Origin of the sequence: Halomonas sp. NCCP-2165 (genome assembly GCF_023708045.1) — a bacterium.
Lineage (GTDB): Bacteria > Pseudomonadota > Gammaproteobacteria > Pseudomonadales > Halomonadaceae > Bisbaumannia > Bisbaumannia pacifica.
The window spans coordinates 82605-109209 of record NZ_BRCY01000011.1 but is presented as its reverse complement, the minus strand read 5'-3'; the positions used below and the strand labels follow the sequence as shown (position 1 = coordinate 109209).

Annotated in this window: 22 protein-coding genes and 1 pseudogene; 10 read left to right on the top strand and 13 right to left on the bottom strand. The window is 68.3% G+C overall.

Features of this window, described 5'->3' with window-relative positions; all coding sequences use genetic code 11:
• Nucleotides 1-198: 198 nt before the first annotated feature.
• On the top strand, nt 199-453 hold the full coding sequence (locus NFU04_RS16495; protein ID WP_459382073.1) for a GNAT family N-acetyltransferase: 255 nt from the start codon (nt 199-201) through the stop codon (nt 451-453).
• Nucleotides 454-675: 222 nt separating this feature from the next.
• Nucleotides 676-2862, top strand: coding sequence for an OsmC domain/YcaO domain-containing protein (locus NFU04_RS07955; RefSeq protein ID WP_251308968.1), 2187 nt, complete (start codon nt 676-678; stop codon nt 2860-2862).
• 148 nt (nt 2863-3010) lie between these two features.
• On the opposite strand, the pseudogene NFU04_RS16375 reads toward NFU04_RS07955, so the two are convergent.
• The 7 genes and pseudogenes from NFU04_RS16375 to NFU04_RS07925 all read right to left on the bottom strand — a co-directional run.
• A pseudogene (locus tag NFU04_RS16375) lies at nt 3011-3175 on the bottom strand (hydroxymethylglutaryl-CoA lyase); the annotation flags it as partial.
• A 28-nt stretch (nt 3176-3203) separates the two neighbouring features.
• Nucleotides 3204-4103 (bottom strand): hydroxymethylglutaryl-CoA lyase, encoded by a 900-nt coding sequence (locus NFU04_RS07950; RefSeq protein WP_251308967.1) that lies wholly within the window; start codon nt 4101-4103, stop codon nt 3204-3206.
• 4 nt (nt 4104-4107) lie between these two features.
• The gene (locus NFU04_RS07945) at nt 4108-6138 is read right to left on the bottom strand and encodes an acetyl/propionyl/methylcrotonyl-CoA carboxylase subunit alpha (RefSeq protein ID WP_251308966.1); all 2031 of its coding nucleotides are present in this window, start codon (nt 6136-6138) and stop codon (nt 4108-4110) included.
• Nucleotides 6135-6953, bottom strand: a complete 819-nt coding sequence (locus tag NFU04_RS07940; protein ID WP_251308965.1) for an enoyl-CoA hydratase-related protein — start codon at nt 6951-6953, stop codon at nt 6135-6137. Before NFU04_RS07940 ends, NFU04_RS07945 begins: the two co-directional genes overlap by 4 nt.
• 135 nt (nt 6954-7088) lie before the next feature.
• Nucleotides 7089-8696 carry a carboxyl transferase domain-containing protein gene (locus tag NFU04_RS07935; RefSeq protein WP_251308964.1) on the bottom strand — a complete coding sequence of 536 codons (1608 nt, stop codon included), beginning with the start codon at nt 8694-8696 and terminating at the stop codon, nt 7089-7091.
• Nucleotides 8697-8734: 38 nt separating this feature from the next.
• Nucleotides 8735-9904, bottom strand: coding sequence for an isovaleryl-CoA dehydrogenase (locus NFU04_RS07930; protein ID WP_251308963.1), 1170 nt, complete (start codon nt 9902-9904; stop codon nt 8735-8737).
• A gap of 231 nt (nt 9905-10135) precedes the next feature.
• Complete coding sequence (locus NFU04_RS07925; protein ID WP_251308962.1) at nt 10136-11077, bottom strand: sodium-dependent bicarbonate transport family permease; 942 nt, start codon at nt 11075-11077, stop codon at nt 10136-10138.
• Between the two features lie 126 nt (nt 11078-11203).
• Here NFU04_RS07925 and NFU04_RS07920 point away from each other — a divergent pair, with 126 nt between their 5' ends.
• The 5 genes from NFU04_RS07920 to NFU04_RS07900 all read left to right on the top strand — a co-directional run bounded on the left by NFU04_RS07920 (nt 11204) and on the right by NFU04_RS07900 (nt 16355).
• Nucleotides 11204-12163, top strand: a complete 960-nt coding sequence (locus NFU04_RS07920) for a LysR family transcriptional regulator (protein ID WP_251308961.1) — start codon at nt 11204-11206, stop codon at nt 12161-12163.
• Between the two features lie 119 nt (nt 12164-12282).
• Nucleotides 12283-13293: a Bug family tripartite tricarboxylate transporter substrate binding protein gene (locus NFU04_RS07915; RefSeq protein WP_251308960.1), complete on the top strand. Its 1011-nt coding sequence runs from the start codon at nt 12283-12285 to the stop codon at nt 13291-13293.
• Nucleotides 13294-13349: 56 nt separating this feature from the next.
• Nucleotides 13350-13805, top strand: coding sequence for a tripartite tricarboxylate transporter TctB family protein (locus tag NFU04_RS07910; RefSeq protein ID WP_251308959.1), 456 nt, complete (start codon nt 13350-13352; stop codon nt 13803-13805).
• Nucleotides 13806-13817: 12 nt separating this feature from the next.
• Nucleotides 13818-15326 (top strand): tripartite tricarboxylate transporter permease, encoded by a 1509-nt coding sequence (locus NFU04_RS07905; protein ID WP_251308958.1) that lies wholly within the window; start codon nt 13818-13820, stop codon nt 15324-15326.
• A gap of 3 nt (nt 15327-15329) precedes the next feature.
• Entirely contained in the window at nt 15330-16355 is a 1026-nt protein-coding gene (locus tag NFU04_RS07900) for an AbrB family transcriptional regulator (protein WP_251308957.1), read from the top strand.
• Here NFU04_RS07900 and NFU04_RS07895 read toward each other — a convergent pair.
• The 5 genes from NFU04_RS07895 to NFU04_RS07875 all read right to left on the bottom strand — a co-directional run bounded on the left by NFU04_RS07895 (nt 16294) and on the right by NFU04_RS07875 (nt 20766).
• Nucleotides 16294-17697 (bottom strand): sensor histidine kinase, encoded by a 1404-nt coding sequence (locus NFU04_RS07895; protein ID WP_251308956.1) that lies wholly within the window; start codon nt 17695-17697, stop codon nt 16294-16296. The genes NFU04_RS07900 and NFU04_RS07895 overlap by 62 nt on opposite strands.
• Entirely contained in the window at nt 17694-18368 is a 675-nt protein-coding gene (locus NFU04_RS07890) for a response regulator transcription factor (RefSeq protein ID WP_251308955.1), read from the bottom strand. The genes NFU04_RS07895 and NFU04_RS07890 overlap by 4 nt, the downstream gene beginning before the upstream one ends.
• Before the next feature lie 117 nt (nt 18369-18485).
• Nucleotides 18486-19298 (bottom strand): ABC transporter substrate-binding protein, encoded by an 813-nt coding sequence (locus NFU04_RS07885; protein ID WP_251308954.1) that lies wholly within the window; start codon nt 19296-19298, stop codon nt 18486-18488.
• 26 nt (nt 19299-19324) lie between these two features.
• On the bottom strand, nt 19325-20065 hold the full coding sequence (locus tag NFU04_RS07880; RefSeq protein WP_251308953.1) for an ATP-binding cassette domain-containing protein: 741 nt from the start codon (nt 20063-20065) through the stop codon (nt 19325-19327).
• On the bottom strand, nt 20062-20766 hold the full coding sequence (locus NFU04_RS07875; RefSeq protein WP_251308952.1) for an ABC transporter permease: 705 nt from the start codon (nt 20764-20766) through the stop codon (nt 20062-20064). Before NFU04_RS07875 ends, NFU04_RS07880 begins: the two co-directional genes overlap by 4 nt.
• Nucleotides 20767-20916: 150 nt before the next feature.
• Here NFU04_RS07875 and NFU04_RS07870 point away from each other — a divergent pair, with 150 nt between their 5' ends.
• Nucleotides 20917-21804: a helix-turn-helix transcriptional regulator gene (locus NFU04_RS07870; RefSeq protein WP_251308951.1), complete on the top strand. Its 888-nt coding sequence runs from the start codon at nt 20917-20919 to the stop codon at nt 21802-21804.
• A gap of 95 nt (nt 21805-21899) precedes the next feature.
• On the opposite strand, the gene NFU04_RS07865 is transcribed toward NFU04_RS07870, so the two are convergent.
• Nucleotides 21900-23321, bottom strand: coding sequence for an FAD-binding oxidoreductase (locus NFU04_RS07865; protein ID WP_251308950.1), 1422 nt, complete (start codon nt 23319-23321; stop codon nt 21900-21902).
• A gap of 174 nt (nt 23322-23495) precedes the next feature.
• Between NFU04_RS07865 and NFU04_RS07860 the strand changes: the two genes are divergently transcribed.
• Nucleotides 23496-25532, top strand: a complete 2037-nt coding sequence (locus tag NFU04_RS07860; RefSeq protein ID WP_251308949.1) for a BTAD domain-containing putative transcriptional regulator — start codon at nt 23496-23498, stop codon at nt 25530-25532.
• Nucleotides 25533-25661: 129 nt separating this feature from the next.
• Nucleotides 25662-26534, top strand: a complete 873-nt coding sequence (locus tag NFU04_RS07855; RefSeq protein ID WP_251308948.1) for a class I SAM-dependent methyltransferase — start codon at nt 25662-25664, stop codon at nt 26532-26534.
• Nucleotides 26535-26605 lie beyond the last annotated feature (71 nt).

The following is a 26605-nucleotide window of genomic DNA, read 5'->3' as shown; positions in this document are numbered from 1 at the left end:
TTGGAGCCGATCGGCAACATGCCACCGGCCGAGCGAGAAGCGCTGTATTATGAGCAACAGGGTCAGGCCAAGAAGGCGGCCTGACTCAAACCAACGGGTCTCCGAGAAAGCCGGGACGGCTCAGGGTGCCGAATGAGGCAGGATTATCTAACGCTGATAGCTATCTAGGAGGCTTCGGTCAGGGCCACACACGACTTCCTGGCGGAGGAAGACCTGCAGGAGCTCAAGCCGCTTATCCTCGATCAGTATTTCGATGCCGTCGAGCTGAGGTGTGCCAGGAGTGACGAGGGCGAGATATTGGGCTTCTGCGGTGTCCATGAGGGCAATATCGAGAGGCGGTTTGTCTCGCCGGAAGCCCGCGGGAAAGGCGTCGGCACGCTGCTGGTGACGCATGCCACCGGCATTCAGGGGCCACGCGGGTCGATGTCGATGAGCAGAAGCACCAGGCCTTGAGGCTCTATCGGCATAGCGGGTTTGCGGTAACGGGACGCTCGATGGCCAGGGCAAGCCGTACCCACTGCTGCATATGGAGTGGGTGGTGACGCGGTGACGACGTCGGCAGGCGGTCGGTGAATTTTTAGCCAGCCCCCGAGACGGGTGGCGGGAAAAGCTGGATAATGGCAGGTTACGCGCCCTCGGGGCCTCGCCGAAATTCATAGATCCGGTGCTTTGTCAATGGAAATCAAGGTCAACTATCTCGATAACCTCCGGCTGGAGGCGAAGTTCGACGACTTCACCGTCATCTCCGACCAGCCGATCCGCTACAAGGGCGACGGCTCGGCCCCGGGACCCTTCGACTACTTCCTGGCGTCGTCGGCGATGTGCGCGGCCTATTTCGTCAAGGTCTACTGCAACGCGCGGGATATCCCCACCGAGAATATCCGCCTGGCGCACAACAATATCGTCGACCCGGAGAATCGCTACAAGCAGATCTTCAAGATCCAGATTGAGCTGCCGGAGTCCATTTCCGACAAGGATCGCGAGGGCATCCTGCGCTCCATCGACCGCTGCACCGTGAAGAAGGTGGTGCAGACCGGCCCGGAATTCCAGCTCGAGGTGGTGGAGAACCTGGACGAGGATGCCCAGGCCCTGCTGCTGGGCGAACCGCAGGGGGAGGGCAACACCTGGATCGAGGGCAAGGACCTGCCGCTGGAGCAGACCATCGCCAATATGACCCAGATCCTCGCCGATCTCGGCATGAAGATCGAGATCGCCTCCTGGCGTAATATCGTGCCCCATGTGTGGTCGCTGCATATCCGCGATGCCGCCTCGCCGATGTGCTTTACCAATGGCAAGGGCGCCACCAAGGAGAGCGCGCTGTGTTCGGCGCTGGGCGAATTCATCGAGCGCCTGAGCTGCAACTTCTTCTATAACGATCAGTTCTTCGGCGAGGAGATCGCCAATAGCGACTTCGTTCACTACCCCAACGAGCGATGGTTCCAGCCGGGGCCGAACGACGAGCTGCCTGACGAGATCCTCGACGACCATACCCGCGAGATCTATGACCCGGAGGGCGAACTGCGCGGCTCGCACCTGATCGACACCAACTCCGGCAAGGCGGAGCGGGGCATCGTCTCGCTGCCCTTCGTGCGTCAGTCGGATGGCGAGACGGTCTACTTCCCCTCCAACCTGATCGAGAACCTCTACCTCAGCAACGGCATGAGCGCGGGCAACACCCTGCCCGAGGCCCAGGTGCAGTGCCTCTCGGAGATCTTCGAGCGGGCGGTGAAACGCCAGATCATCGAGGAGGAGATCGCCCTGCCGGAGGTGCCCCTGGAGGTGCTGAAGCAGTACCCGGCGATCCTCGAGGGCATCGAGGCGCTGGAGGCCCAGGGCTTCCCGGTGCTGGTCAAGGATGCCTCCCTGGGCGGCCAGTTCCCGGTGATGTGCGTGACCCTGATGAACCCCAAGACCGGCGGGGTCTTCGCCTCCTTCGGCGCCCACCCGAGCTTCGAGGTGGCGCTCGAGCGCAGCCTTACCGAGCTGCTGCAGGGGCGCAGCTTCGAGGGCCTCAACGACTTCATGCCGCCCACCTTCAGCTCCCTGGCGGTGACCGAGCCCAACAACTTCGTCGAGCATTTCATCGACTCCTCCGGGCTGATTTCCTGGCGTTTCTTCAGCAGCAAGGCGGACGTGGAGTTCGTCGAGTGGGACTTCTCGGGCAGCAACGAGGAGGAAGCCGCCGGCCTGTTCGGCATCCTCGAGGAGCTGGGCAAGGAGGCCTATATGGCCGTCCATGAGGACCTGGGCGCGCCGGTGTGCCGCATCCTGGTGCCGGATTTCTCCGAGGTCTATCCGGTGGAGGACCTGATCTGGGACAACACCAACCAGGCGCTGGAGTACCGGGAGGATATCCTCAATCTTCACCGCCTGAACGATGATCAACTGGCCGACCTGCTCGAGCGCCTGGAGGAGAGCCAGCTCGACGAGCATATGGATATCATCACCCTGATCGGTATCGAATTCGACGAGAATACCGTCTGGGGCCAGCTGACCATCCTCGAGCTGAAGCTGCTGATCAACCTGGCCCTGGGCCAGCACGAGGAGGCCCTGGAACGGGTCGAGATGTTCCAGCAGTTCAACGACAATACCGTCGAGCGTGGGCTCTTCTACCAGGCGGTGAGCGCGGTGCTGGAGATCGTCCTGGATGACGAGCTGGCGCTCGACGACTTCCTCTACAACCTGCGCCGCATGTTCGGCGAGCAAACCATGGAGGCGGTGGTCGGCTCGGTGAACGGCAGCGTGCGCTTCCATGGCCTGACCCCCACCAGCATGGAGCTGGAGGGCCTGGAGAAGCACCAGCGGCTGGTCGAGAGCTACAAGAAGCTGCACGCGCATCGCGCCGCCAGGGCCGCTCGATAGTCACTCGTTGAAGGTGCCATAAGCGATGGCACCGCCCGCGGTGATGAGCGTCGACTCCCTGGAAGATCGACAGGGAGCCCCGGCGCTTCGTCCATATCGGGCCCCGGCTCGCGCGCTTGCTGGGCTCGGGCGTGGAGAGAGGCAAGCTGGCGGCCAGTGCCACGCCCACCTTGGCGCGGTTGGGGCGGCCGATGGCCTGGGTGATCCAGGAGCCCGTTTCGGCGAGCTTGTCCAGGTCGATGCCACTTTCGATGCCGAGTCCCTGGAGCAGGTAGGCCACGTCCTCGCTGGCGACGTTGCCCGAGGCGCCTTTGTGACTATAGAGAGCGGGCAGCCGCCGATCAGCGGCTGGCCAGGGCGACACCCACCTTGGAACGGTTGGGGCGGCCGATGGCCTGGGTGATCCAGGCGCCCGTTTCGGCGAGCTTGTTCAGGTCGATACCGCTTTCGATGCCGAGTCCCTGGAGCAGGTAGACCACGTCTTCGCTGGCCACGTTGCCGGAAGCTCCTTTCGCATAGGGACACCCCCCCAGGCCCGCCACCGAGCCGTCGATTACCGCCACGCCTTCCTCCAGCACGGCGTAGAGGTTGGCGATCGCCTGGCCATAGGTGTCGTGGAAGTGGGCGGCGAGTTTCGCCATGGGGACTTCCCTGGCCACCGCCTCGAGCATGCGCTTGGCCTTCAGGGGCGTGCCGACGCCGATGGTGTCGCCCAACGAGATCTCGTAGCAGCCCATCTCGAAGAGCGCCTTGCTGACCTCGGCGACCCTGGCGGGGGCGATCTCGCCCTCGTAGGGGCAGCCCAGCACGCAGGAGACGTAGCCGCGCACCCGCACGCCGGCCTCCTGGGCACGGGCCAGCACCGGGGCGAAGCGCTCCAGCGACTCGGCCACCGAGCAGTTGATGTTCTTCCGGGAGAAGGCCTCGCTGGCCGCACCGAATACCGCCACCTCCTCGACGCCGCACGCCAGCGCCGCCTCCAGGCCCTTGAGGTTGGGGGTCAGCGCCGAGTAGACGACGCCGGGGCGGCGCTTGAGGCCGGTCATCACCTCCCGGTGGTCGGCCATCTGCGGCACCCACTTGGGGGAGACGAAGCTGGCCGCCTCGATATGGGTGAGGCCCGCCGCGCCGAGGCGGTCGATCAGTTCCAGCTTGGTGGCCGTGGCGATGGGCTCGGCCTCGTTCTGGAGGCCGTCCCGGGGGCCGACCTCGACCAGGCGCACCTGGGTGGGAAATGCCATCGTCTTACTCCTTCGCGGAAAACTCGAGCAGCACATCGCCCTGGCCGACGGTGTCGCCGGCGGCGAAGTGGAAGCTCTCCACCTGACCATCGGCGGGGGCGGTCAGGGTGTGCTCCATCTTCATCGCCTCCATGACCATCAGCGGCATGCCTTTCTCCACCGCCTGGCCGGGCTCCACCAGCAGCGCCACCACGGTGCCGTGCATGGGGGCGGTGAGGGTCGATTCCGCCTCGTGGTGGCCGTGGTCGATGCCGTCGATGCGCCGCCAGTGCAGGCGGGTCTCGCCCTGGGGATCGGCCATGACCACCAGGCTGTTGTCCACCAGGCGGGCCTGGAGGCGGCGGCGGTGCCCGTTCAATGTCACCGCCACGGCATCGCCGGCCAGGCGTTCGAGGCGGGCGCTGAGGGTCTGGTCGCCGATGGTCAGCTGCCAGGCGTCGGCGTCGCCCTCGCGGCGGCCTTCCACCACCACCGGGGTGGCCTCGCTGTCGTTGGCCTCGGCGGGATCGCCGAGGGCGAGCCGGATGGTATGGGGGGCGTTGAGGCGGAAGCCGTCGTGGCGGTCCCAGGGGGAGCGGCTCTCGCACTCCCGGGCCAGCTGGTCGAGGCCGATCAGGGCGGCGCCGGCGTAGTCCTCCACCCGGTAGGGCTGGGGGGCGAAGAGGCTGGCCTCGTGGCGCTCGATAAAGCGGGTATCCAGCTCGCAGGCCTTGAAGGCCGGGTGGCCGGCCAGGCGCTGCAGGAAGCCGCGGTTGGTGACCACCCCCTGGACATCGAGTGCGGCCAGGGCCCGGTTGAGGGTGGCCAGGGCCTGGTCGCGGTCAGCGCCATGGACGATCAGCTTGGCGAGCATGGGGTCGTAGTGCATGGAGACCTCGTCGCCGCTCTCCACGCCGCTGTCCAGGCGTACCTTGTCGGCAGCGAGGCCGGCACCGGCGAGGTCCAGGGCGAAGCGCTCCAGGCGCCCGGTGGCGGGCAGGAAGTCCTGTGCCGGGTCTTCGGCGTAGAGGCGCGCCTCGAAGCTATGGCCACTGAGGGTCAGTTCGTCCTGGGCCAGCGGCAGCCGCTCGCCCATGGCTACCCGCAGCTGCCACTCGACTAGGTCCTGGCCGGTGATCATCTCGGTGACCGGGTGCTCCACCTGCAGGCGGGTGTTCATCTCCATAAAGTAGAAGGACCCGTCCGCATCCAGCAGGAATTCGACCGTGCCGGCGCCCACATAGCCGATCTCCTTGGCGGCGCGCACCGCGGCCTCGCCCATCTCGCGGCGGAGCGAAGCGGTCATGCCCGGCGCCGGGGCTTCCTCCAGCACCTTCTGGTGGCGACGCTGCACCGAGCAGTCCCGCTCGAAGAGGTAGACGGCGCCGCCGTGGCTGTCGCAGAACACCTGCACCTCCACGTGGCGGGGCTGGGTCAGGTACTTCTCGATCAGCATGCGGTCATCGTCGAAGGCGGCGCGGGACTCCCGGCGGCAGCCGTCCAGGGCGGCCTGGAAGTCAGCGGCGGACTCCACCACCCGCATGCCCTTGCCACCGCCGCCGGCGCTGGCCTTGAGCAGCACCGGGTAGCCGATCTGGTCGGCCTCGGCCTTGAGCAGGGCGTCGTCCTGGTCGGCGCCGTGGTAGCCGGGCACCAGGGGCACGCCGGCGGCCTGCATGCGCGCCTTGGCGGCGGACTTGTCGCCCATGGCGGCGATGGCCGAGGCGGGGGGGCCGACGAAGGTGATGCCGGCCTCGTCGAGGGCCTCGACGAAGGGGCCGTTCTCGGAGAGGAAGCCGTAGCCGGGGTGGATGGCGCCGGCGCCGGTGCGCCGGGCCGCCTCGATCACCGCCTCGACCTTGAGGTAGCTGTCGCGGGCGGCGGCGGGGCCCAGGCGCACGGCCTCGTCGGCCTCGCGGACATGGCGGGCATTGGCGTCGGCATCGGAATAGACGGCGATGGTGCGCAGGCCCATGGCGCGTGCGGTGCGCATCACCCGGCAGGCGATCTCGCCGCGGTTGGCCACGAGCAGGGTATCGAAGCGAGAGAGGCTCATGAGGCGTTGTCCTTGTTGGGCGTCCAGCGCGGGGCGCGCTTGTCGAAGAAGCTGGCCAGGCCCTCCTGGCCTTCGGGGCTGACGCGAAGCTCGCTGATCACCCGGCAGGTGTGCTCGCGGGTGGCCTCAGAGTCGGGCTCCCGGGCCACCACGCCGAGCAGCGCCTTGGTGGCGCGCTGGGCCTGGGGCGAGCCGGCCAGCAGGGTATCGAGCATGGCGGTGACGGCATCGTCGAGTTGGTCGTGCCCCACCACTCGATGGGCCAGGCCCAGGGCCAGGGCGGTGGCGGCGTCCATGACCTCGGCGGTCAAGGCGTAACGGCGCATCTGGCGGGGCCCCAGGGCGCGCTGCACATAGGGGCTGATCACCGCCGGCGACAGGCCGATCTTAACCTCGGAGAGGCAGAACCTGGCCTTCTCGGAGGCGATCACGATATCGCAGCAGGCGGCCAGGCCCACGGCGCCACCGAAGGCGGCCCCCTGCACCCGGCAGACGGTAGGGCAGGGCAGGGTGTCGAGGTCGTGCATCAGTCGGGCCAGGTGGCGGGAGTCGGCCAGGTTGGCCTCGACGTCGTACTCGACCATGCGTTTCATCCAGCCGAGGTCGGCGCCGGCGGAGAAGCTCTTGCCCTCGGATCCCAGCACCACCCCCCGCACCTCGCCACGGGTGGCGGCCTCGTGCAGGTGCGCCAGGTGGCCATTGAGTTCGGCAATCAGGCCGTCGTCGAAGGCGTTGTGTACCGCGGGGCGGTTCAACGTCAGCCAGGCCACGCCGCGGTCGTCGATCTCGAGTCTTGAGAAGCTTGTCTGTGACATGTCAGACCTCGTTAGCAGAGCTTGAAGCCGGAAGCTGGAAGCTTGAAGAAACCCCGGTAGCTTGCCTCCGGGGCGTGCGGTGGTGACTTCCCGCTTAGAGCTTCAAGCTTCCAGCTCCCTTGCGGAGCAAGGGGACTACATCCGGAAGACGCCGAACTTGGTGTCCTCGATCTCGGCATTCATGGCGGCGGCCAGGGACAGGCCGAGCACGTCGCGGGTCTGGGCCGGGTCGATGACGCCGTCGTCCCACAGCCGGGCGCTGGCGTAGGTGGGGTGGCCCTGGTGCTCGTACTGCTCCCGGGTGGGTTGCTTGAAGGCCTCCTCCTCTTCCTCGCTCCACGCATTGCCTTCGCGCTCGAGCTGTTCGCGCTTGACCTGGGCCAGCACCCCCGCCGCCTGCTCCCCGCCCATCACCGAGATGCGCGCGTTGGGCCACATAAACAGCAGGTTGGGGTCATAGGCGCGGCCGCACATGCCGTAGTTGCCGGCGCCGAAGCTGCCGCCGATCAGCACGGTGAACTTGGGCACCCTGGCGCAGGCCACGGCGGTGACCAGCTTGGCGCCGTGCTTGGCGATGCCCTCGTGCTCGTACTTGGAGCCGACCATAAAGCCGGTGATATTTTGCAGGAACACCAGCGGGATCTTGCGCTGGGCGCAGAGCTCGATAAAGTGCGCGCCCTTGACCGCACTCTCCGAGAAGAGCACGCCGTTGTTGGCGACGATGCCCACCGGGTGGCCGTGGATATGCGCGAAGCCGGTGACCAGGGTGTCGCCGTAGTAGCGCTTGAACTCGTCGAAGGCGGAGTCGTCGACGATGCGCCCGATCACCTCGCGCACGTCGAACGGCTTCTTGAGGTCGGTGCCGACGATGCCGTAGAGCTCCGTCGGGTCGAGGCGCGGGGGCTTGGGCTCCTGCATCTTCAATTGGCCGCGCTTCTGCCAGTTGAGCCGCGACACGCAGGCCCGGGCCAGCTGCAGGGCGTGGGCGTCGTTCTCGGCGTAGTGGTCGGCCACGCCGCTGAGCTTGGCGTGGACGTCGGCGCCGCCCAGGTCCTCGGCACTGATCGACTCACCGGTGGCGGCCTTCACCAGGGGCGGGCCGCCCAGGAAGATGGTGCCCTGCTGCTTGACGATGATCGACTCGTCGGCCATGGCCGGCACATAGGCGCCGCCGGCGGTGCAGGAGCCCATCACTACGGCGATCTGCGGGATGCCCTCGGCGGAGAGCGTGGCCTGGTTGTAGAAGATGCGCCCGAAGTGGTCACGGTCGGGGAAGACCTCGTCCTGGCGGGGCAGGAAGGCGCCGCCGGAGTCGACGAGATAGATACACGGCAGGCGATGCTTGCGGGCGATCTCCTGGGCGCGCAGGTGCTTCTTGACGGTGAGCGGGTAGTAGGTGCCGCCCTTGACGGTGGCGTCGTTGGCGACGATCACGCACTCCACCCCCGAGACCCGGCCGATGCCGGTGACCACCCCGGCGGCGGGCACCGGGGAGTCGTAGACCTCATGGGCGGCCAGGGCCGAGAACTCGAGGAAGGGGGAGCCCTCGTCGATCAGGTGGTCGATGCGGTCGCGCACGAACAGCTTGCCGCGGGACTCGTGGCGGGCGCGGGCCTTGTCGCCGCCGCCCTGGCTGATCGCCGCGGTCAGCTCGCGCAGCGTCATCACCTCGGCGCGCATGGCCGCTTCGTTGGCCTGGAAGGCCTCGCTGCGCGGATTGATCTGGGTGTTCAGGATGCTCATAGCCGATCCTTGTGTTCGATGACCTGGGCCGGTGGCGGTTAGGCGGACTCGGCGAAGAGTTCGCGGCCGATCAGCATGCGGCGAATCTCGCTGGTGCCGGCGCCGATCTCGTAGAGCTTGGCATCGCGCAGCAGGCGCCCGGTGGGGTATTCGTTGATATAGCCGTTGCCGCCGAGCAACTGGATGGCGTCCAGCGCCACCTGGGTGGCCTTCTCGGCGCAGTAGAGGATCACCCCGGCGGCGTCCTTGCGGGAGGTCTGGCCGCGGTCGCAGGCCGCCGCCACCGCATAGAGGTAGGCGCGGCAGGCGTTGAGGGTGGTGTACATATCGGCCACCTTGCCCTGCACCAGCTGGAATTCGCCGATCGCCTGGCCGAACTGCTTCCGCTCATGCAGGTAGGGCACCACGATATCCATGGCGGCCTGCATGATGCCGATGGGGCCGGCGGCCAGCACGGTGCGCTCGTAGTCGAGACCGCTCATCAGCACCCGCACGCCACGGCCCACCTCGCCCAGCACGTTCTCGACCGGAACCTCGCACTCCTCGAATACCAGCTCGCAGGTGTTGGAGCCGCGCATGCCCAGCTTGTCGAGCTTCTGGGCGGTGGAGAAGCCGGGCATGCCCTTCTCGATGATAAAGGCGGTGATGCCCTTGGAGCCGGCGTCCGGGTCGGTCTTGGCGTAGACCACCAGCACATCGGCGTCGGGGCCGTTGGTGATCCACATCTTGTTGCCGTTGAGGATGTACTTGTCACCCTCCAGGCGGGCGCGCAGCTTCATGGAGACCACGTCGGAGCCGGCCCCCGGCTCGGACATGGCCAGCGCCCCCACGTGCTCGCCGCTGATCAGCTTGGGCAGGTACCTGGCCTTCTGCTCGGCCGAGGCGTTGAGCTTGATCTGGTTAACGCAGAGGTTGGAGTGGGCGCCATAGGAGAGGCCCACCGAGGCGCTGGCCCGGGAGATCTCCTCCATGGCGATGCAGTGGGCCAGGTAGCCCATGCCGCTGCCGCCGTCCTCGTCCGGCACGGTGATGCCGAGCAGGCCCATGTCGCCGAACTTCTGCCAGAGGTCGTTGGGGAAGGCGTTGGTCTCGTCGATCTCGGCGGCACGCGGGGCGATCTCGTCGCGGGCGAAGGCGTTGACCTGGTCGCGCAGCATGTTCAGTTCGTCGTCGAGGCCGAAGTCGAGGGGCTTGAAGGGCGTATGCATGACGGGTCTCCGGGATCGAGTGGTCATAGCCAAAGGGGCGTTGGAATGGCTCTAGACTAGGCAAGGTTTACGTTAACGTAAAGTGCAAATCGCCTATACCAAGGTCGCAGGCGAGTCGTCCTGCGCCAACGCGGCGGGGTGTCGTCTTGAGCGTAGTGGCTGGCCCCGGTGGGCCGCCAAGACGGCAGGCGCCCCGCGGGGCGCCTGGTCGTCGGCAGGAGGGGGAGCGGATCAGCCGCCCAGGGCGTGGACCAGCTGATAGTAGAGGGGGATGCCGACGATGACGTTGAGGGGAAAGGTGAAGCCCAGGGAGGCGAGCATCGCCAGGCCGATATTGGCGTTGGGGATGGCGGCGCGCATGGCCGCCGGGGCGGCGATATAGGAGGCACTGGCGGCCAGGGCGGTGAGGATCAGCAGCGAGCCGCTGGGCAGCCCCAGGGTCAGGCCCACGGTGAGGCCACACAGGGCCAGCAGCGGCGGGGCGAGGAGGGCGAAGGCCAGCAGGCGCCAGTGGCGCCAGGGAATGGGCCTCAGGGTCTCGGCGGCGGTCAGGCCCATCTCCAGCAGGAACAGCGCCAGCACCGCATGGAAGGCCCCGGTCAGCAGGTCGGTGACGTTGGACCCCTGGGCCGGGCCATACATGGCGCCGATCACCACGCCCCCGGCCAGCAGGATCACGCCGCGATTGGTCAGGGTCTCGTGCCATAGGCTGCTCATCGCCTCGCCGGGTTCGCGCCCCTTGTAGCGGCGATAGGTGGCGATGGCCACCATGATCGCCGGCAGCTCCATCATTACCAGATAGAGGGTCACCTCGGCGCCGATGGGCAGGCCGCGGCCCTCGGCGAAGGCCAGCGCCACGGCGAAGGTGCCGGCACTGACCGAGCCGTAGTGGGCGGCCAGGCTGGCGCTGTCGGCGGGGGCGAGGCGCACCAGGCGCCGCAGCACCGGCATCAGCGCCAGCGGAATCAGGCCGCCGAGGGCCGCCACCGCGGCCAGCTCCGGCACCAGGGACCAGCCCAGGTTGCCGTAGAGGGCCATGCCCCCCTTGAGGCCGATGGTCAGCATCAGCAGCAGGCTCAGGGTGTCGTAGGCGGCCTTGGGAATGGTCAGGTCGGATCTCACCACGCCGGCCAGCAGGCCGAGCAGGAAGAACATCACCACGATATCGGGCATGGGCGTATCTCGTCTCGCGAAGGGAAAGCGCCGCGCATTGTGCTTAGGTCGAGGTATGGATACCAATTAAGAGTTTAGTGATGCAGTATAGATAATCATCTATGTCATCGACGCGCGGGGTGCGCCATGAACAGTCGCCATCTGACCTTTCGCCTCTTGCAGGTCTATGCCGCGGTGGTCGGCAGCGGCTCGGTCAGCGAGGCGGCACGGCGCCTGCACCTGACCCAGCCCACCGTCTCCCAGCAGCTCAAGCGCCTGGCCGAGACGGTGGGGGAGCCGCTGCTCGAGAGTCGCCAGGGGCGGCTCGTGCCCACCGAGGCCGGGGCCGAGCTCTACCGGGCCAGTCGCGAGGTGCTGGGGCGCTTCGATGACTTCGGCGACTACCTGGAGGCCTTGCGCGGCGGCGAGCGGGGGCGTTTCTCCATCGCCCTGGTCAATACCGCCCAGTACGTGCTGCCGCGGCTGCTGGGGCCCTACAGCCGGGCCTTTCCCGAGGTGGACGTGACCGTGCATATCGGTAACCGCCGGCAGATGCTGACCCGCTTCGAGCGCCAGGAGGACGACCTCTATGTGTTCAGCCATCCGCCCTCGTTGGCCCATGCGGTGGCGGGACGCTTCCTGCGCAACCCCCTGGTGGCGGTGGCGCCCCGGGATCATCCCCTGGTCGGGCGCGAGCGGGTGGCGATGAGCGAGTTGCTCGGCGAGCGCATGCTGCTGCGCGAGCCGGGCTCGGCGACCCGCATGCTCTTCGACAGTTGGCTCCAGGAGCAGGGCCTGAGCCTGGGGCCGACCCTGCAGATGGCCAGCAACGAGGCGATTCGCGTCGGCGTGGCCTCCGGCATGGGGCTCGCCGTGCTCTCCGAGCATGTGCTGCCGCCGGAGCATCCCGACCTGGTGATCCTGCCGGTGGCGAGACTGCCGCTGGAGAGTCACTGGCAGTTCATCGTGCGTCGCGACCGCCGGCTCTCCCATGCGGCGCTGGGCTTCTTGCGTTTCGCCGAGGGGCACCTGGGCGAATGCGTGGAGTCGCGTTTCTTGTGCAACGAACTGGGGGGGCTGCTGGAGCGGCTGGAGGCGGCGCCCTGAGGGGCTTAGACCTTGGTCGAAGGTTGGCGCCGTGCAAGCTTGGTGACAGTTTGGTCCTCTAGAGTCTCGGTGGCCGGGCGACGACCCGGGGACCATCTAACAACGAGGATACACACGCCATGTTCGATCGCTTCCTTCCCCAGAGTGGCAAGACGACCCTGATGGCCGGCGCCGCGGCGGCCATGCTGGCCTCCCTGGCGATGACCACGCCGGTGGCCGCCGATGATTACCCGGACCGTCCCCTCGACCTGGTGGTGGGCTTCGGCACCGGGGGCAGCGCCGATCGCATGACCCGCGCCGTCTCCACCTACCTGGCCGAGGAGCTCGGCGTACCGGTGCGGGTCACCAACCGCCCCGGCGCCGGCACCCAGGTCTCGGCGAACTATATCCTGTCGCGCCCGGACGATGGCTATACCGTCTACGCCTCTACCTTCGCTCCCTACCTGACCAATACCATCCTCACCGGGGGCGCCCAGTACGGTATCGAGGACTTCTCCTTTATCAACTTCCAGTGGTTCGACCTGGACCTGATCGCCGCCAACAAGGACAGCGGCTTCGAGGATCTGCCCACGCTGCTGGAGGCGATCCGCGACAACCCCGGCGAGGTACGGGCCTCGGTGGTACAGGGCTCCGCCGGCCACCTGATGGTGCGCCTGCTGCTGGAGGAGGCGGGGATTCCCCAGGAGAACCTCAACCTGGTGACCTATAACAGCGGCGGCGAGGCGCGCTCCGCGGTGGCCGGCGGCCAGGTCCATTTCACCTCCATCAGCGCCCAGGGCAGCGAGGGGATCCGCGAATTCCTGACGCCGCTGGCCGTGGTCAGCGACGAGCGCATCGAGCAGTGGGACGCCCCGACCATCAACGAGGCGCTCGATCCCATGGATATCGAGGTGCCGGTGCTGCAGGGCTCCATGCGCGGCTTCGCGGTGACCGCCGAGACCGAGCGTCAGTATCCGGAGCGCTACGAGATCCTCTCCGAGGCGATCCAGAACACCCTGGCGCGCAAGGAGGTCCAGGACCACCTCGAAGGCAATGACATCGGCGGGGTCTGGATCGGCCCCGAGCGCTCCAATGAGCTGATGCACACCAACTTCGAGGTCTTCGAGGCCTACGCCGACCTGCTCAACTGATCCTTCCCGCATGATGCGCCCCCGGCGTGTGGGTCGGGGGCGACTGGAGTCCATCCATGACCGCCAACAAACGCGACTATGGGGACCTCTTGGTCCTCATGGCTCTGGCCGGCTTTACCCTCTGGTACCTGCTGGATGCCATCCGGGTCTCCTCGGCCGTACAGAACCTGCTGCTGATCCTGCCCCTCTCCCTGGTGGTGCTGGCCATCGTGGTCCTGGAGGTGGGGATGCGCCTGAAGAAGGGCACCCTGCTGATCCGCGAGGAGCGCGAGGGCGAGCCGCTGCACCGCACCCTGCCGGTGGTGGGGCTGTTCGCCGCCTATGTGCTGTCGCTGGAGACCCTGGGCTTCGACGTGGGCACGGTGCTCTTCATCGCCGCCTTCCTGGTGCTCAAGGGCGAGCGCCACTGGCCGCTGCTGGGGGGCTACAGCCTGGCCTTCGGCTTCGGCGTGGCCTTCTTCTTCGCGCAGATGCTGCCCTATCCCATGCATATGCTGATCCTTCCGGGCTAAGGGAGTCACACCATGATCGATTTCATCGCCGTCGAGCAGGGCCTGGCCCTGCTCTTCTCGAGCTTTTCCCCCTGGATGGTGGTGGTGCCCGGCATCGTCATCGGGCTGATCTTCGGCGCCACCCCGGGGCTGCAGATCTCCATGGCCATGGCGATCTTCCTGCCGATGACCCTGTACATGGATTTCGTCCAGGCGATGCTGTTCCTGACCGCCATCTTCACCGGGGGCTCCTTCGGTAGCGGCATCCCGGCGATATTGATGAATATCCCCGGCACCTCCTCGGCCATCGCCACCGCCTTCGACGGTTACCCCATGGCGCGCCAGGGCAAGCACAACCAGGCCCTGGGCGTGGCCCTGGTGTCGTCGGTGCTCGGTACCCTGATGGGCTACGTCATTCTCTTCGTAATGATCCAGCCGCTCTCCCTGATGGTGCTCAAGCTGGGGCCCGCGGAGATGTTCGCGGTGATCCTGTGGGGCATGACGCTGATCGCCAGCCTCAAGGGCGAGCAGGTACTCAAGGGCCTGATGGCCGGCTTCGTGGGGCTGTTGATCGGCACCATCGGCTTCAACGAGCTGGGCATGGCGCGGGGCACCATGGGCCAGACCTATCTTCTCGACGGGGTGCCGGTGATTCCCGCCATGATGGGCATGTTCGCCGCCTCGGAGCTGTTCAAGCTGGCCAACAAGGGCTTTATCGTCGAGTCGAAGGCCTCCCGCAGGGTCAAGCTCGGGGAGATCTTCCAGGGTTTCAAGCTGGCCGTTCGCTACCCCTGGGTGATGATCCGCGGCGGCCTGATCGGGGTCTTCGTGGGGGCGGTGCCCGGGGTCGGCTCCTCGGTCTCCAACCTGCTCTCCTACGTGGAGACCCAGCGCCGCGACGAGGACCCGGACTCCTTCGGCAAGGGCAACCCCAAGGGCGTGGTGGCCTCGGAGTCGGCCAACAGCACCTCGGAGGCGGGCTCCATGGCCACCCTGCTGGCCCTGGGCATTCCCGGCGGCGGGGCCACGGCGGTGATGCTGGCGGCCTTCGCCATGCATAACATCACCGGCGGCCCGCAGTTCATCCGCCAGCAGACCGACGTGGTCTACGCCATCATCTTCGCCAACTTCGCCCAGGTGTTCCTGCTGCTGGTCATCGGGCTGCTGTTTATCCCGCTGCTGGCCAATATCATCAAGGTGCCGATGCGCTACCTGATTCCCTCGGTGCTGGTGCTGGCGGTGATGGGCTCCTTCGGCCTCACCGGCAACATGACCGGGCCGGTAACGGTGCTGGTGTTCGCGGTGGTCGGCTGGATCTTCCGCCACTACGGCTATTCGGTGCCGGCGGCGGTGATCGGCATGCTGCTGGGGGCCATGGCCGAGAAATCCCTGCTGCACTCCTACCAGATCAGCGGCGGCGACCTGAGCTATGTGCTGGAGCGTCCGGTGACCCTGCTGATCCTGGCGCTGCTGCTGGTGTCGCTGTTCGGCAAGCGCTTATTGGGCCTGGTCCGGGGGCGCAAGAAGGCCGCCGGCGCCTGAACCATGCTCAAGCGCAGCCTGCTGACCCTGCTGATCGGCGGCCTGGGGGGCGGCCTCGCCAGCCTGGCCGCCTTGCCCCTGGCCTGGATGCTGGGGCCGCTGTGCCTGGTGCTGGCGGCCTCCTTGGCCGGGGCGAAGGCGGGCATCGACCCGCGGCTGCATCGCGGCGCCATCGCCATGCTCGGCCTGTTTATCGGTAACCGCATCGACCTGGGCGAGCTGTCGCATCTGCTCGAGTGGTACCCCAGCGTGCTGGCCATGCTCGGCTATATGGGACTGATGCTGCTGGGCGGGCGCTGGCTCTTCGCGCGCAGCGGCATGAGCCGGCTCAGCGCGCTGTTCTGCGCCTTCCCTGGCAGCATGAACGGCGCCGTCATCCTCGCCGACCGCCTCGGCGCCGACGTGCGCTGGATCGCCATCACCCATGCCATCCGCCTGGTGATGGTGGTGGCCTCCGCCGCCCTGCTGGCCAGCCACCTGGCCGGTGGGGTGATCCTGGGAGAGGGCAACGGCCTGCACTGGGGGGATCTCTACCTGCTGGCGCTGGCTCCGGCCTGCGCCTGGCTGGGCCGGCGGCTGCGCCTGCCGATCCCCGAATTCCTGGGGCCCATCGCCGTGGGCGCGGCCATGGCCAGCCTCGGCCATGGGATCGTGCTGCCGGATCTGCTGCTGATCCTGACCTTCCTGGTCCTGGGTAGCTCGGTGGGCGCGCGTTTCTCGGGCACCGGTTGGTCGCGGCTGCTCCGGGTGGGGCGCTATGGGCTGGCGTTCGGCGCCTATGCGGTGGTGATGGCCCTGGGCACCGCCTGGGGGGTGTCGAGCCTGACGGACCTGCCCTTCGCGGCGGTGCTGCTGGCGCTGCTGCCCGGCGGCGTCGGCGAGATGGCGGTGATCGCCGTGGCGCTGGAGATCGACCCGGTCTATGTGGTCTCCCACCATGTGCTGCGCCTGCTGCTGTTGATCCTGCTTACCCCGCCGCTGATCGCCCTGGCGCGTCGGCGTCGCGCCGCGGCGCAAAGACGACGCTGACGGTCAGTCCCTGGCCCGGGGGGCTGGCGAAGTCGAGGCGGGCGCCATGGGCCCGGGCCACCTCGTCGACGATGGCCAGGCCCAGGCCGCTGCCCGGGGTCGCCGGGCTGGCCCGATAGAAGCGCTCGGTGAGCCGGGCCAGGTCGTCGGCGGCCACCCCCACCCCGTCGTCGGCGACGCTCAGCGCCGGCGCCCCCTCCCGCTGGAAGACCCGCACCCGGATGGGCCCTCGGTAGGGCGTCTCGCCGCCGGCGTGCTGGCTGGCATTCTCGATCAGGTTCTGCACCAGCCAGCGCAGCCGCACCGGGTCGCCGAGCACCTCGCCGGCCTGTTGCTCGATCAGCTCCAGCTCCTGGCCGCGCTGATAGATGCGCGCGGCCGCCTCGGCGCAGGCCTCCCGGCATACCTCGCCGAGGGACACCGGTACCAGGGCCTGGGTGTCCACCAGCTCGTGGCGGGTCTTGGCCAGGGTCAGCAGCTGCTGCACCGTGTAGCCGGCCTGCTCGGCGATGCGCTCGATCTCCTCCAGGGGGTGGCGCAGGGCGGGGTCCGCGCAGCGTCGCGCGGTGAGTTCCGCCAGGGCGCGGATCTCCGAGACCGGGGTGCGCAGCTGGTGAGAGACATCGGCATTGAACTGCTGGGTATTGCGGATGCTCTGACGCATCCGCGCCATCAGGCCGTTGATGCTGGCCACCAGGGTGGTGACCTCCCGGGGCACCCGGGTCGCGATGGGCTCCAGGTCGTTGGGGGAGCGCTGGCGCAGGCCGCGGCTGATGGCGCGCAGCGGCGCCAGGCCCTGGTGAATCGCCAGCAGGGCGATGGTCACGGCGAGCAGGCCGCCCACGGCGGTCAGTCCCGAGAGGGTCAGCAGGAAGTCGTTGATCAGGCTGTCGCGGGCCTCGGTGGATTCGGCCACGATCACCTCGATATGGCCACTGCGGGTGGCGCGGATCACCGGGAAGCTGGTGGCCACGGCGCGCAGTTCGTTGCCGGCATAGTAGGTGTCGTAGAAGGCCGGCGTGGTGGCGCCCGGGGGAGGGCCCTCCAGGCCCTCGAAGCCGGCCAGCATATTGCCGGCATCGTCGCGGATGCGATAGAAGATCTTGCCCTCGCCGCGGCTGCCCAGGGTGCTGATGCTGAAGTAGTGCATATTGATGCGCAGCTCGCCATCCACCGAGTGGATGCGCCGTTCCACCCGCTCGGCGGCGTTGAGCAGCATGGCATCGAAGGTCTCGTTGATCTGGCGGGAGAGCACCACCTGGCTGGCGACCAGGGTGAGGATGCCCACCAGGCTGAAGGGCAGGCCGATCCACAGCAGCAGGCGGGCGCGGATCGAGCTCATGGGCGCGGCTCGCCGGCGTCGAGGAGGTAGCCGAGGCCGCGCACGGTGCGTAGCTGGGCGGCCTGGCCGATCTTCTTGCGCAGCCGCGAAATATAGGTCTCCACGGCGCTAGGGGTGATGGCATCGTCCAGGTCGGAGAGGCGGTCGATGATCTGCGCCTTGCTGACCAGGCGCCCCTGGTTGATCAGCAGGTACTCGAGGACCTCCCGCTCGCGGCGGTGCAGCGCCACCGCCTCGCCGTCGACCCGCACGGTGGGGCTGTCCGGGGGCAGCTCCAGGCCGCCGCACTGCAGGCTGTTTTCGCCGAACTGCTTGGCGCGACGCACCAGCGCCTTGGCCCGGGCCACCACCTCGACCAGGGAGAAGGGCTTGCCCAGGTAGTCGTCGGCGCCTTCCTCCAGCCCCAGCACCCGCTGGTCCAGGTCGTCCCGGGCCGAGATGATCAGCACCGGCGTCTTGTCCTGACGGGCGCGCAGCCGGCGCAGCACATGGATGCCGTCCAGGTTGGGCAGCCCCAGGTCGAGCAGGATCAGGTCGAAGGAGAGGTGGCGCAGCCACTGCTCGGCGGCCCGGCCGTCGTCGCAGGTCTCCACCCGGAAACCCGCCTCCGTGAGGAAGCTGGCGATGGAGGTGGCCAAGTTGGGGTTGTCTTCGACTACCAGCGCTTTCACGTGCCATCCCGTCTCATGAGTTGCCGAGGCGGGCAGTATATCGCGATGGGGCGGCTCGGGTCTTACGGCGATACCGGCCGACGGGAAGCGACGCCCGGGCGGGCGCCGCCGTGGGGGTTAGTCGGCGTTGGGGAAAAACAGCTGCTGGCCGTCGACGCTGAAGTCGGCGATGGCCTGCTGGCCCTCGTCGGAGAGCAGCCAGGCGTGCCACTGGGCGGCCAGCTCATGCTTGAGGTGGGGGTGGCGCTCGGCGTCGATCACCACGCTGCCGTACTGGTTGAAGAGACGCTCGTCGCCCTCGAAGCGCAGGGTCAGGTCCTGGGGGTTGGCGAAGGCCACCCAGGTGGCGCGGTCGCTCATCACATAGGCGTCCATGCCGGCGGCGGTATTGAGGGTCGGGCCCATGCCGCTGCCCAGCTCGCGGTACCAGGGGGCGGCCGGGGTGATCTCGGCGGCCTCCCAGAGGCGCTGCTCGGCGCGGTGAGTGCCGCTGTCGTCGCCGCGGGAGGCGAAGGGCGCCTCGGCCTCGGCGATTCGCGTCAGGGCGTCGGTGACGCTATCGGCCTCCGCGACGTCGGCGGGGTCGGCGCTGGGGCCGATCAGAACGAAGTCGTTGTACATCACATCGGCCCGCTCGCTGCCGTAGCCCTCGTCCACGAAGCGAGTTTCGCCTGCGGTGTCGTGCACCAGCAGGGCGTCGGCATCGCCGCGGCGGGCCAGCTCGAAGGCCTGGCCGGTGCCCACGGCGACGACTCGCACCTCGATCCCGGCGGCCTCGGTGAACTGCGGCAGGATGGCGTCGAAGAGTCCCGAGTTCTCGGTGGAGGTGGTGGAGGCCAGGGTAATGTAAGGGGCCTCCTCCTGGGCGAGCAGGGGGGAGGAGAGGCCGAGCAGGCCGATACCGGCGAGTGTCGCTGCGATCTGGTTCATGGCGCTTCCTTTCGTGTGGGTGGTGGTCAGGGAGGGGGCGGCGAGACCACCAGGTCGCCGCGGATAAAGGCCCGGGCCTCCGTGGAGGTCGGTGCCGTGAAGAAACGCTCGGCGGGGGTGTGTTCCAGCAGCCGCCCGCCGCACAGGAAGAGGACGTCGTCGGCCAGGCGCCGCGCCTGATGCAGGTCGTGGCTGCTCATGACGATGCGCGTGCCGTGGCGGTGGAACTCGTCGACGGCGGCCTCCACCGCCTGGATGGCGGCGGGGTCCAGGGCCGAGGTGGGCTCGTCGAGGAACAGCACCCGAGGCTCCAGCAGCCAGGCCCGGGCCAGGGCCAGACGCTGTTGTTCGCCGCCGGAGAGCACCCGGGCGGGGCGCGCCTCCAGGGTCGCCAGGCCGAAGCGTTCCAGGGCCTCCCGGGCCAGGGCCTTGCGATGGCGCCGGGGCGTGCCCTTGACCGCCAGGGCATGGGTGAGGTTGGCCAGCGCCGAGCGCCGCAGCAGCACTGGGCGCTGGAAGACCATGGCCTGACGCGGCGTCTCGCCCTCCCAGTGGAGGCGTCCCTGGCTGGGAGCCAGCAGGCCATGGGCCAGGCGCATCAGCAGGCTCTTGCCGGCGCCGTTGGGGCCCATCACCAGGGTGCGGCGACAGCCATCCAGGCGCAGGGTCACCGGGGCCAGCAGGGGCTGGCCCCGGTGACGAAAGCTCACCTCCTCCAGGATCAGCGAAGGGATGGCCTGGGTCAGGGGTTGATTCAGGGTGGTCATCCCAGCCGCCTCCGTGCCATCTCGCCCAGCAGGTGGGCGGCGCCGTTGATCAGGGTCACCAGCACCAGCAGCACCAGGCCGAGCCCCAGGGCCAGGGCCAGGTTGCCCTTGCTGGTCTCCAGCACGATGGCGGTGGTCATCACCCGGGTCACGCCATCGATATTGCCGCCGACGATCATCACCGCCCCCACCTCGGCGCTGGCGCGGCCGAAGCCGGCCAGCACCACGGTGATCAGCCCCAGGCGAGCGTCCCACAGCAGGGTGGGAATGCGCCGCAGCCGCGTCAGCCCCAGGGAGGTCAACTGCTCGGCATACTCGCCGTGGAGCTCCTCGACCTGTTGGCGGGTCAGGGCGGCGATGATCGGCAGGATCAACAGCACCTGGGCGATCACCATGGCGCCGGGCGTGAACAGCAGGCCGAACTGGCCCAGGGGGCCGGCCCGGGAGAGCAACAGATAGACCGCCAGGCCCGCCACCACCGGCGGCAGTCCCATCAGTGCATTGAGCACCACGATCAGCAGGCCGCGAGCGGGGAAACGCCATAGCGCCAGGGCGGCGCCCAGGGGCAGGCCGACCAGGGCGGCGATCAGCACCGCCGCCAGCGACACCTGCAGCGACAGGGCGACGATGGCCAGCAGGGCCGGGTCCAGGCCGAGGACCAGGTTCAGGGCGGTGATAAAGGCGGAATCGGACGTGGGCATCGTGTCTCCCTGGGTCTTCTCGCATCTTCTGCATTTATTCGCGTTGATGCATCCTATGCTGGAAAATATGCAGGATAATGCAGTAATACGACGACCCCTGGCGTCGATACGACGCGAGGGGTCGTCGTGGGAACCCCCGAGGGAGAGCGGATGGAATCGACAGCGACCTATCTGACCACCAGCGAGGCGGCCGCCTATTTGCGGCTGAAGGAACGCAAGCTCTACGACCTGGCCGCCCAGGGGGTGATCCCCTGCACCCGGGTCACCGGCAAGCTGCTGTTTCCCCGCCATAGCCTGGACCTGTGGCTGATGCACCACCTGGAGGGGGATAGGGCCGGTCGTCGCGCTGCGCCCCCGGTGCTGGCGGGTAGTCAGGATCCGCTGCTGGAGTGGGCGGTGCGCGAGAGCGGCTGTGACCTGGCGCTGCTCTGTCACGGCAGTGGCGATGGGGTCAGGCGCCTGGCCGAGGGCGATGTCATGCTGGCCGGGGTGCATCTGATCGATGCCGAGAGCGGCGAGTACAACCGGCCGGAGCGTCTGGGACTGAGTGCCATGGGCGACCTGGTGGCGCTGCGCTGGGCGCGCCGCCGCCAGGGGCTGTTGCTCGCCCCGGGCAATCCGCTCGCTATCCGCGGCCTGGCGGACCTGGCCCGGCCGGGGGTGGTGGTGGCCCGGCGTCAGCCGGACGCCGGGGCCGAACGGCTGCTGCGCTACCTGCTGGCGCGCCAGGGCGTCGAGGTCGAGGCGTTGTGCTTCGGCCCCCATCTGGCCCTGAGCGAGGACGACCTGGCCCTGGCGGTGCGCCAGGGAGAGGCCAGCGCGGGCCTGGGGGTGGCGGCGGCGGCGCGCCGTCAGGGCGTCGACTTCCTGCCCCTGCACTGGGAGCCCTTCGATCTGCTGATGCGCCGACGGGACTATTTCGAGGCGCCGATCCAGCGCCTGCTGGCCTTTACCCGGGAGTCGCGCTTCGCCGAGCGGGCGGCGGCCCTGGACGGATATGACCTCGGCGAGCTGGGGCGGGTGGTCTATAACGCCTGAACCGAGGCGAGGCGTTTTCACCCCGGCCCATCTCGAGCCAGCCCCGGGAATCCTGCTGCGCCGTGGGTGAGGGATCCGATGCCAAGGACGTGCTTTTAGGCAGTGTCGGTGGGGGGGCCGGGGGCAATATTGTGATTGAGCCGAAATCGGTTGCTCGGATCGAAGCGGGTCTTGAGCGCCGTCAGGCGATCATGGTTCTGTCGGTAGTTGGCGGCTACCCGCTCGGTGTCGTCTGCGGACATGAAGTTCACATAGCCACCCGCCTGGGAGTGAGGGAGCAACGCTTGGTAGTAGGCCCGTCCCCAGGCGATATTGGCCTCGCTGTCGCGGGCGTCCGGCCAGCTTGGCCCTAGGGCGGTGGCGAAGGCCGCCTCCCGGTAGGCGAACGCCGTGGCTTCCGCGGCGACGCGTTGGCAGGCCCCATCGATGGGGAACAGCAGGGTGGCGGTCTGTGGGCAGGGGATGCGGGACCCGAAGTCGAGATGCACGGCGATCGCCGCGTCGCTCAGTTCCCGGCTGAAGCAGCCCTTCCAGTAGTGATGCAGCCCGGCGGGCAACAGCTCATCGAACAGGGTGTTGATCACTGGGTAGGGCATGCGCTGGAGAAATTGCCCTAGCACTGGGCCGAGGTGGCCGAGCCGCTCGCGTATCGCGTCGTCCTCGCCCGCCGGTCCGCTCCAGCAGGTCAGCACCACGACCACCGGGTGGCCGTGCCACCCTTCGGGCACGAAGGGCAGCGGTGGCGCCAGGGTGATGCCGAGGATCGCCCCCAGCGCCTCGGGCGCCTCGGCGATCAGCTCCCGGTAGGCCTGGAGGATCCCGGCCTCGAGCGGGTAGAAGGTCGGGCCGCCGAGGACATCGGCCACCTCGTGCAGGCGGTACTCGAAGGAGGTGACCACGCCGAAGTTACCGCCGCCGCCGCGGATGGCCCAGAACAGTTCCTCGTGGCGGCCTTCGCTGCAGGTCAGCAAGCGACCTTCGGCGGTGACCAGGTCCGCCGAGACCAGATTGTCACAGGTCAGCCCGCAGCGCCGCGCCAGATAGCCCAGGCCGCCGCCCAGCGTCAGTCCGGCGATGCCGGTGGTGGAGACGATGCCTCCGGTGGTCGCCAGGCCGAAGGCGGCGGTGGCATGGTTGAAGTCGGCCCAGGTGCAGCCGCCCTGGGCCCGCACGCGGCGTTGCTCGGGGTCGACCCGGATGCCGCGCATGCGCTCGAGGGAGAGGACCAGGCCGTTGTCGCAGGTCCCGAAGCCGGGCACGCTGTGTCCGCCGCCGCGCACGGCCAGGGGAAGGTCGTGCTCACCGGCGAAGGTCACGCCTGCCATCACGTCGGCGACATCCGCGGCCTGGACGATCAGCGCGGGGTGGCGATCGTGCTGGGCGTTGTAGACCCGGCGTGCCGTGTCGTAACCCGCATCACCCGGTCGCATCAGGACGCCGTGCAGGCGCTGTTCCAGGGCCTGAATGTCCTTCGCGTTCGGGGCGCCATGCCCCGTCTCGATATCGGTCATTTTCATCTCGCACCTCCCGGCCTGGGGTATCGAGCCGGATTGGAACGGCGTCCCCCTGGGCTGTACCTCAGGCATAGCAGGGTTAGCGTCCCGCAAGCGTGACGACGGCGTGACAAGCAAGGCAAGGAAGTCGGGCAGTGATCCGTATCCGGGGATAGGCTGGAGGCAGGAGGAGTGTCCATGACTCGACTGCATGCCTCGCTGCTGGGCCCGTTCGCCTGCCATACGCCGGATGGGAAGGAGCTCGTCTTCCCGACCCGTAAGGTCGAGGCCCTGCTAGCCTACCTGATGGCGAGCCCGACACGGCGGGAGACGCGGGACCGGCTTGCTGGCCTGCTGTGGGACGACATGGCGGAGCCACGGGCCCGGGCCAACCTGCGCCAGGCCCTGTCTCGGCTGCGGCGTGCGTTGCCGCCGGCGGTGCGCGACGGCCTGATCATCGGTGCCCGGGAGGTGGCCGTGGAGCCAAAGGCGTTCGAGGTCGATCTGGAGGAGTTCGAGCGGCGGGTGGCCGATGGCACTCCGGAGACCCTGGAACGAGCGCTCGCCCAGTATCGGGGCCCCTTCCTGGAGGGCATGGCCGACTGCGGTGAGGCCTACGAGGCGTGGCTGGTGGCCCAACGCTGTCGCCTGGAGGAGCAGCGGCAGCAGCTGATGCGCCGCTTGCTCGACCACTATGTCATCACCGGCGCCATCGATCCGGGGATCCAGCTCGCCCTGCGGTTATTGGCGGATGACCCGCTGGACGAAGGGATACTGCGCATGCTGATGCGCCTCTACCTCTACCAGGACCGGATCGGGGCGGCGCTCGCGCAGTATCGACGTTTCGGCGAACGGCTCGCCGCTGAGCTCGGCGTCACTCCCGCCCCGCAGACCGAGCGCCTGCGGCAGGAGCTGCTGGCGCTGCTGCCGGGCGATACGCCCGACCTGGCGTGGGAAAGCGACGACCTGCCCGAGCGCCCCGAGGTGATCGTGGCCGCCGCCGCGGCACGCCGGTGGCGCCGCGGCGAGCCCTCCGGGCTGCCGGCGTTGGCCGTCCTGGCTCTGGAACCGGCCGAGGAGGGGCTGTGTCACCTGGGTGAGGGCCTGGCCGAGGATATCGCCACCGAGCTGGGTCGTTTTCGTGAGCTCGAGGTGATCGCCCCGGCCAGCGCCCTGGCCTATCGCCATAGCGGGGCCAGCCGGGAACAGATCGGTCGCGAACTCGGCGTCGATTATCTCCTCGACGGGCGGCTGCGTGGCTTCGGAGAGGGGCTGCGGCTCACCACCCGCCTGCTGGCGACCGAAGGGGGACGTCAGGTCTGGGCGGAGCGTTACGACTGCCGGCGCGACGAGCTCTTTGCGGTACAGGACGAGATCGTTGCGCAGCTCGTCGGTCGCCTGGTCGGGCGGATCGAGGATGATCGCCTGACCCGGACCCGGCGGATCCCGCCCCGGGACTGGCAGGCCTATGACCTCTGGCTGCGCGGCTGGCATGCTCTGCGCTACCCGGATCTGCCGGCGATCCAGGAGGCGCGGCGCTGCTTCCGGCAGGCACTGGCCCGGGACCCGCGGTTCGCCCGGGCCTACGTCGGGCTGGCCCTGGCGCACCTGGATGAATGGGCCTGCTACGCCTGGCAGCACTGGGTATTCTTGCAGGATGAGGCCCTGGCGCTCGGTCGCCGGGCGGTCGCCCTGGACAAGCATGATCATCGTGCCCACTGCATGCTGGGCCTGGCCGAGCTCTATGCACGGCGTTACGAGGCCGCCGACCGGGAGCTGACGCTGGCCCTCGCCCTCAATCCCAGCGATGCCGACGTGCTCGCCCATGCCGCCTTCGCCCTGGCCTTGATCGGCGACCCCGAACGTGGGGTGGAGGCGGCGCGCAAGGCGCTACGCCTGGCCCCTTACCGGCCAGAGTGGTACGCCGGCATGGCCGGGATCGCCTTCTTCAGCGCCCGGCGCTATGGCGAGGCCATCGACACCCTGGCCTCGGCGCCCCAGGCCTTCTGCAATACACCGGCCTTCCTCGCCGCGGCCCATGCCCATCTCGGCCAGCTCGAGCAGGGCCGCCATCACCGCGATACCGTCTATCGCCACTACCGTTATCAACTGGCCCGCGGCACCTTCCCCGCGGATATCGGTTGCCTGGAATGGCTGGCCGCGCTCGACCCCTACCGTCGCGACGCCGATGCCGAGCACTATCTGGAGGGACTGCGTCGGGCAGGGTTCGACTAGGGCCGCAAAAAGGAGGGCCAACTGCTAGAACTGATAGGGAGGCGGCTAGGCGAGGAAACGTCGATGTCCCGCCGCCGACCGGCGGCACCAAGGTGTCGCAACCCCATGGCTCCCATGCGGAGGTGTGCCATGAACCAGCCCCCACCAGCGGCCAGCGAGTATGTCGAGTTCTGGAACGACACCCTGGCCGAGAAGTTCGATCGTTTCCAGAATATCCTGATGAATGGCCTGAGCTACCATAGCCGAGTGCCCCTCGAATCCCTCTCCATTACGCCGGGTAGCCGGATCCTCGATGTCGGTTGCGGCTGGGGTGATACCGCCATTGCGTTGGCACGCCAGGCCGGCCCCCGGGGCGAGGTGCTGGGCCTGGACTGTGTCGAGCAGTTCCTCGAGGATGCCCGGCGACGCGCCACGGCGGCGGGCATCGATAACGTCACCTTCGTGGCCGCCGACGTGGAGCGTTACCCCTTCGAGCCGGAGTATGACCTCTGCTTCTCGCGCTTCGGCATGATGTTCTTCGAGCATCCGGTGGTGGCCATGCGCAACGTCCACAAGGCCCTCAAGCCGGGCGGCGATCTGATGTTCATCGTCTGGCGCGATATCGCCGATAACCCCTGGCTGGGCCTGCCCAAGCAGGTGGTGCTGGACTTCCTGCCGCCCCCCGGCGAGGACGCCCGCAGCTGTGGCCCGGGGCCCTTCTCCATGGCCAATCCCGAGGTGGTTACCCAGCAGCTGGAGATTGCCGGTTTCGAGGAGGTCGCCTTCGAGCGCAACGACGGCCCCGTGGAGGTGGGTGACTCGGTGGAGAACGCCATGCGCTTTCAGCTTGCCCTGGGACCGGCCGGCGAGGTGTTCCGCGAGGCGGGGGAGGAGGCCGAGCGCCAGCGCCCCGAGATCGAGGAGGCGCTGCGCCAGGCCCTGGCCCCCTTCGAAAAGGCGGGCCGCATCGTCATGGGGTCCAGTTCCTGGACGATTACCGCGCGCAAGCCGGGAGGCGCCTGAGCCACTCGGCCGGCGGGCATGGCATCTATCACCATGGCTCTTCGAGAATCGCGAGCTGGCCGCCGAGTGGG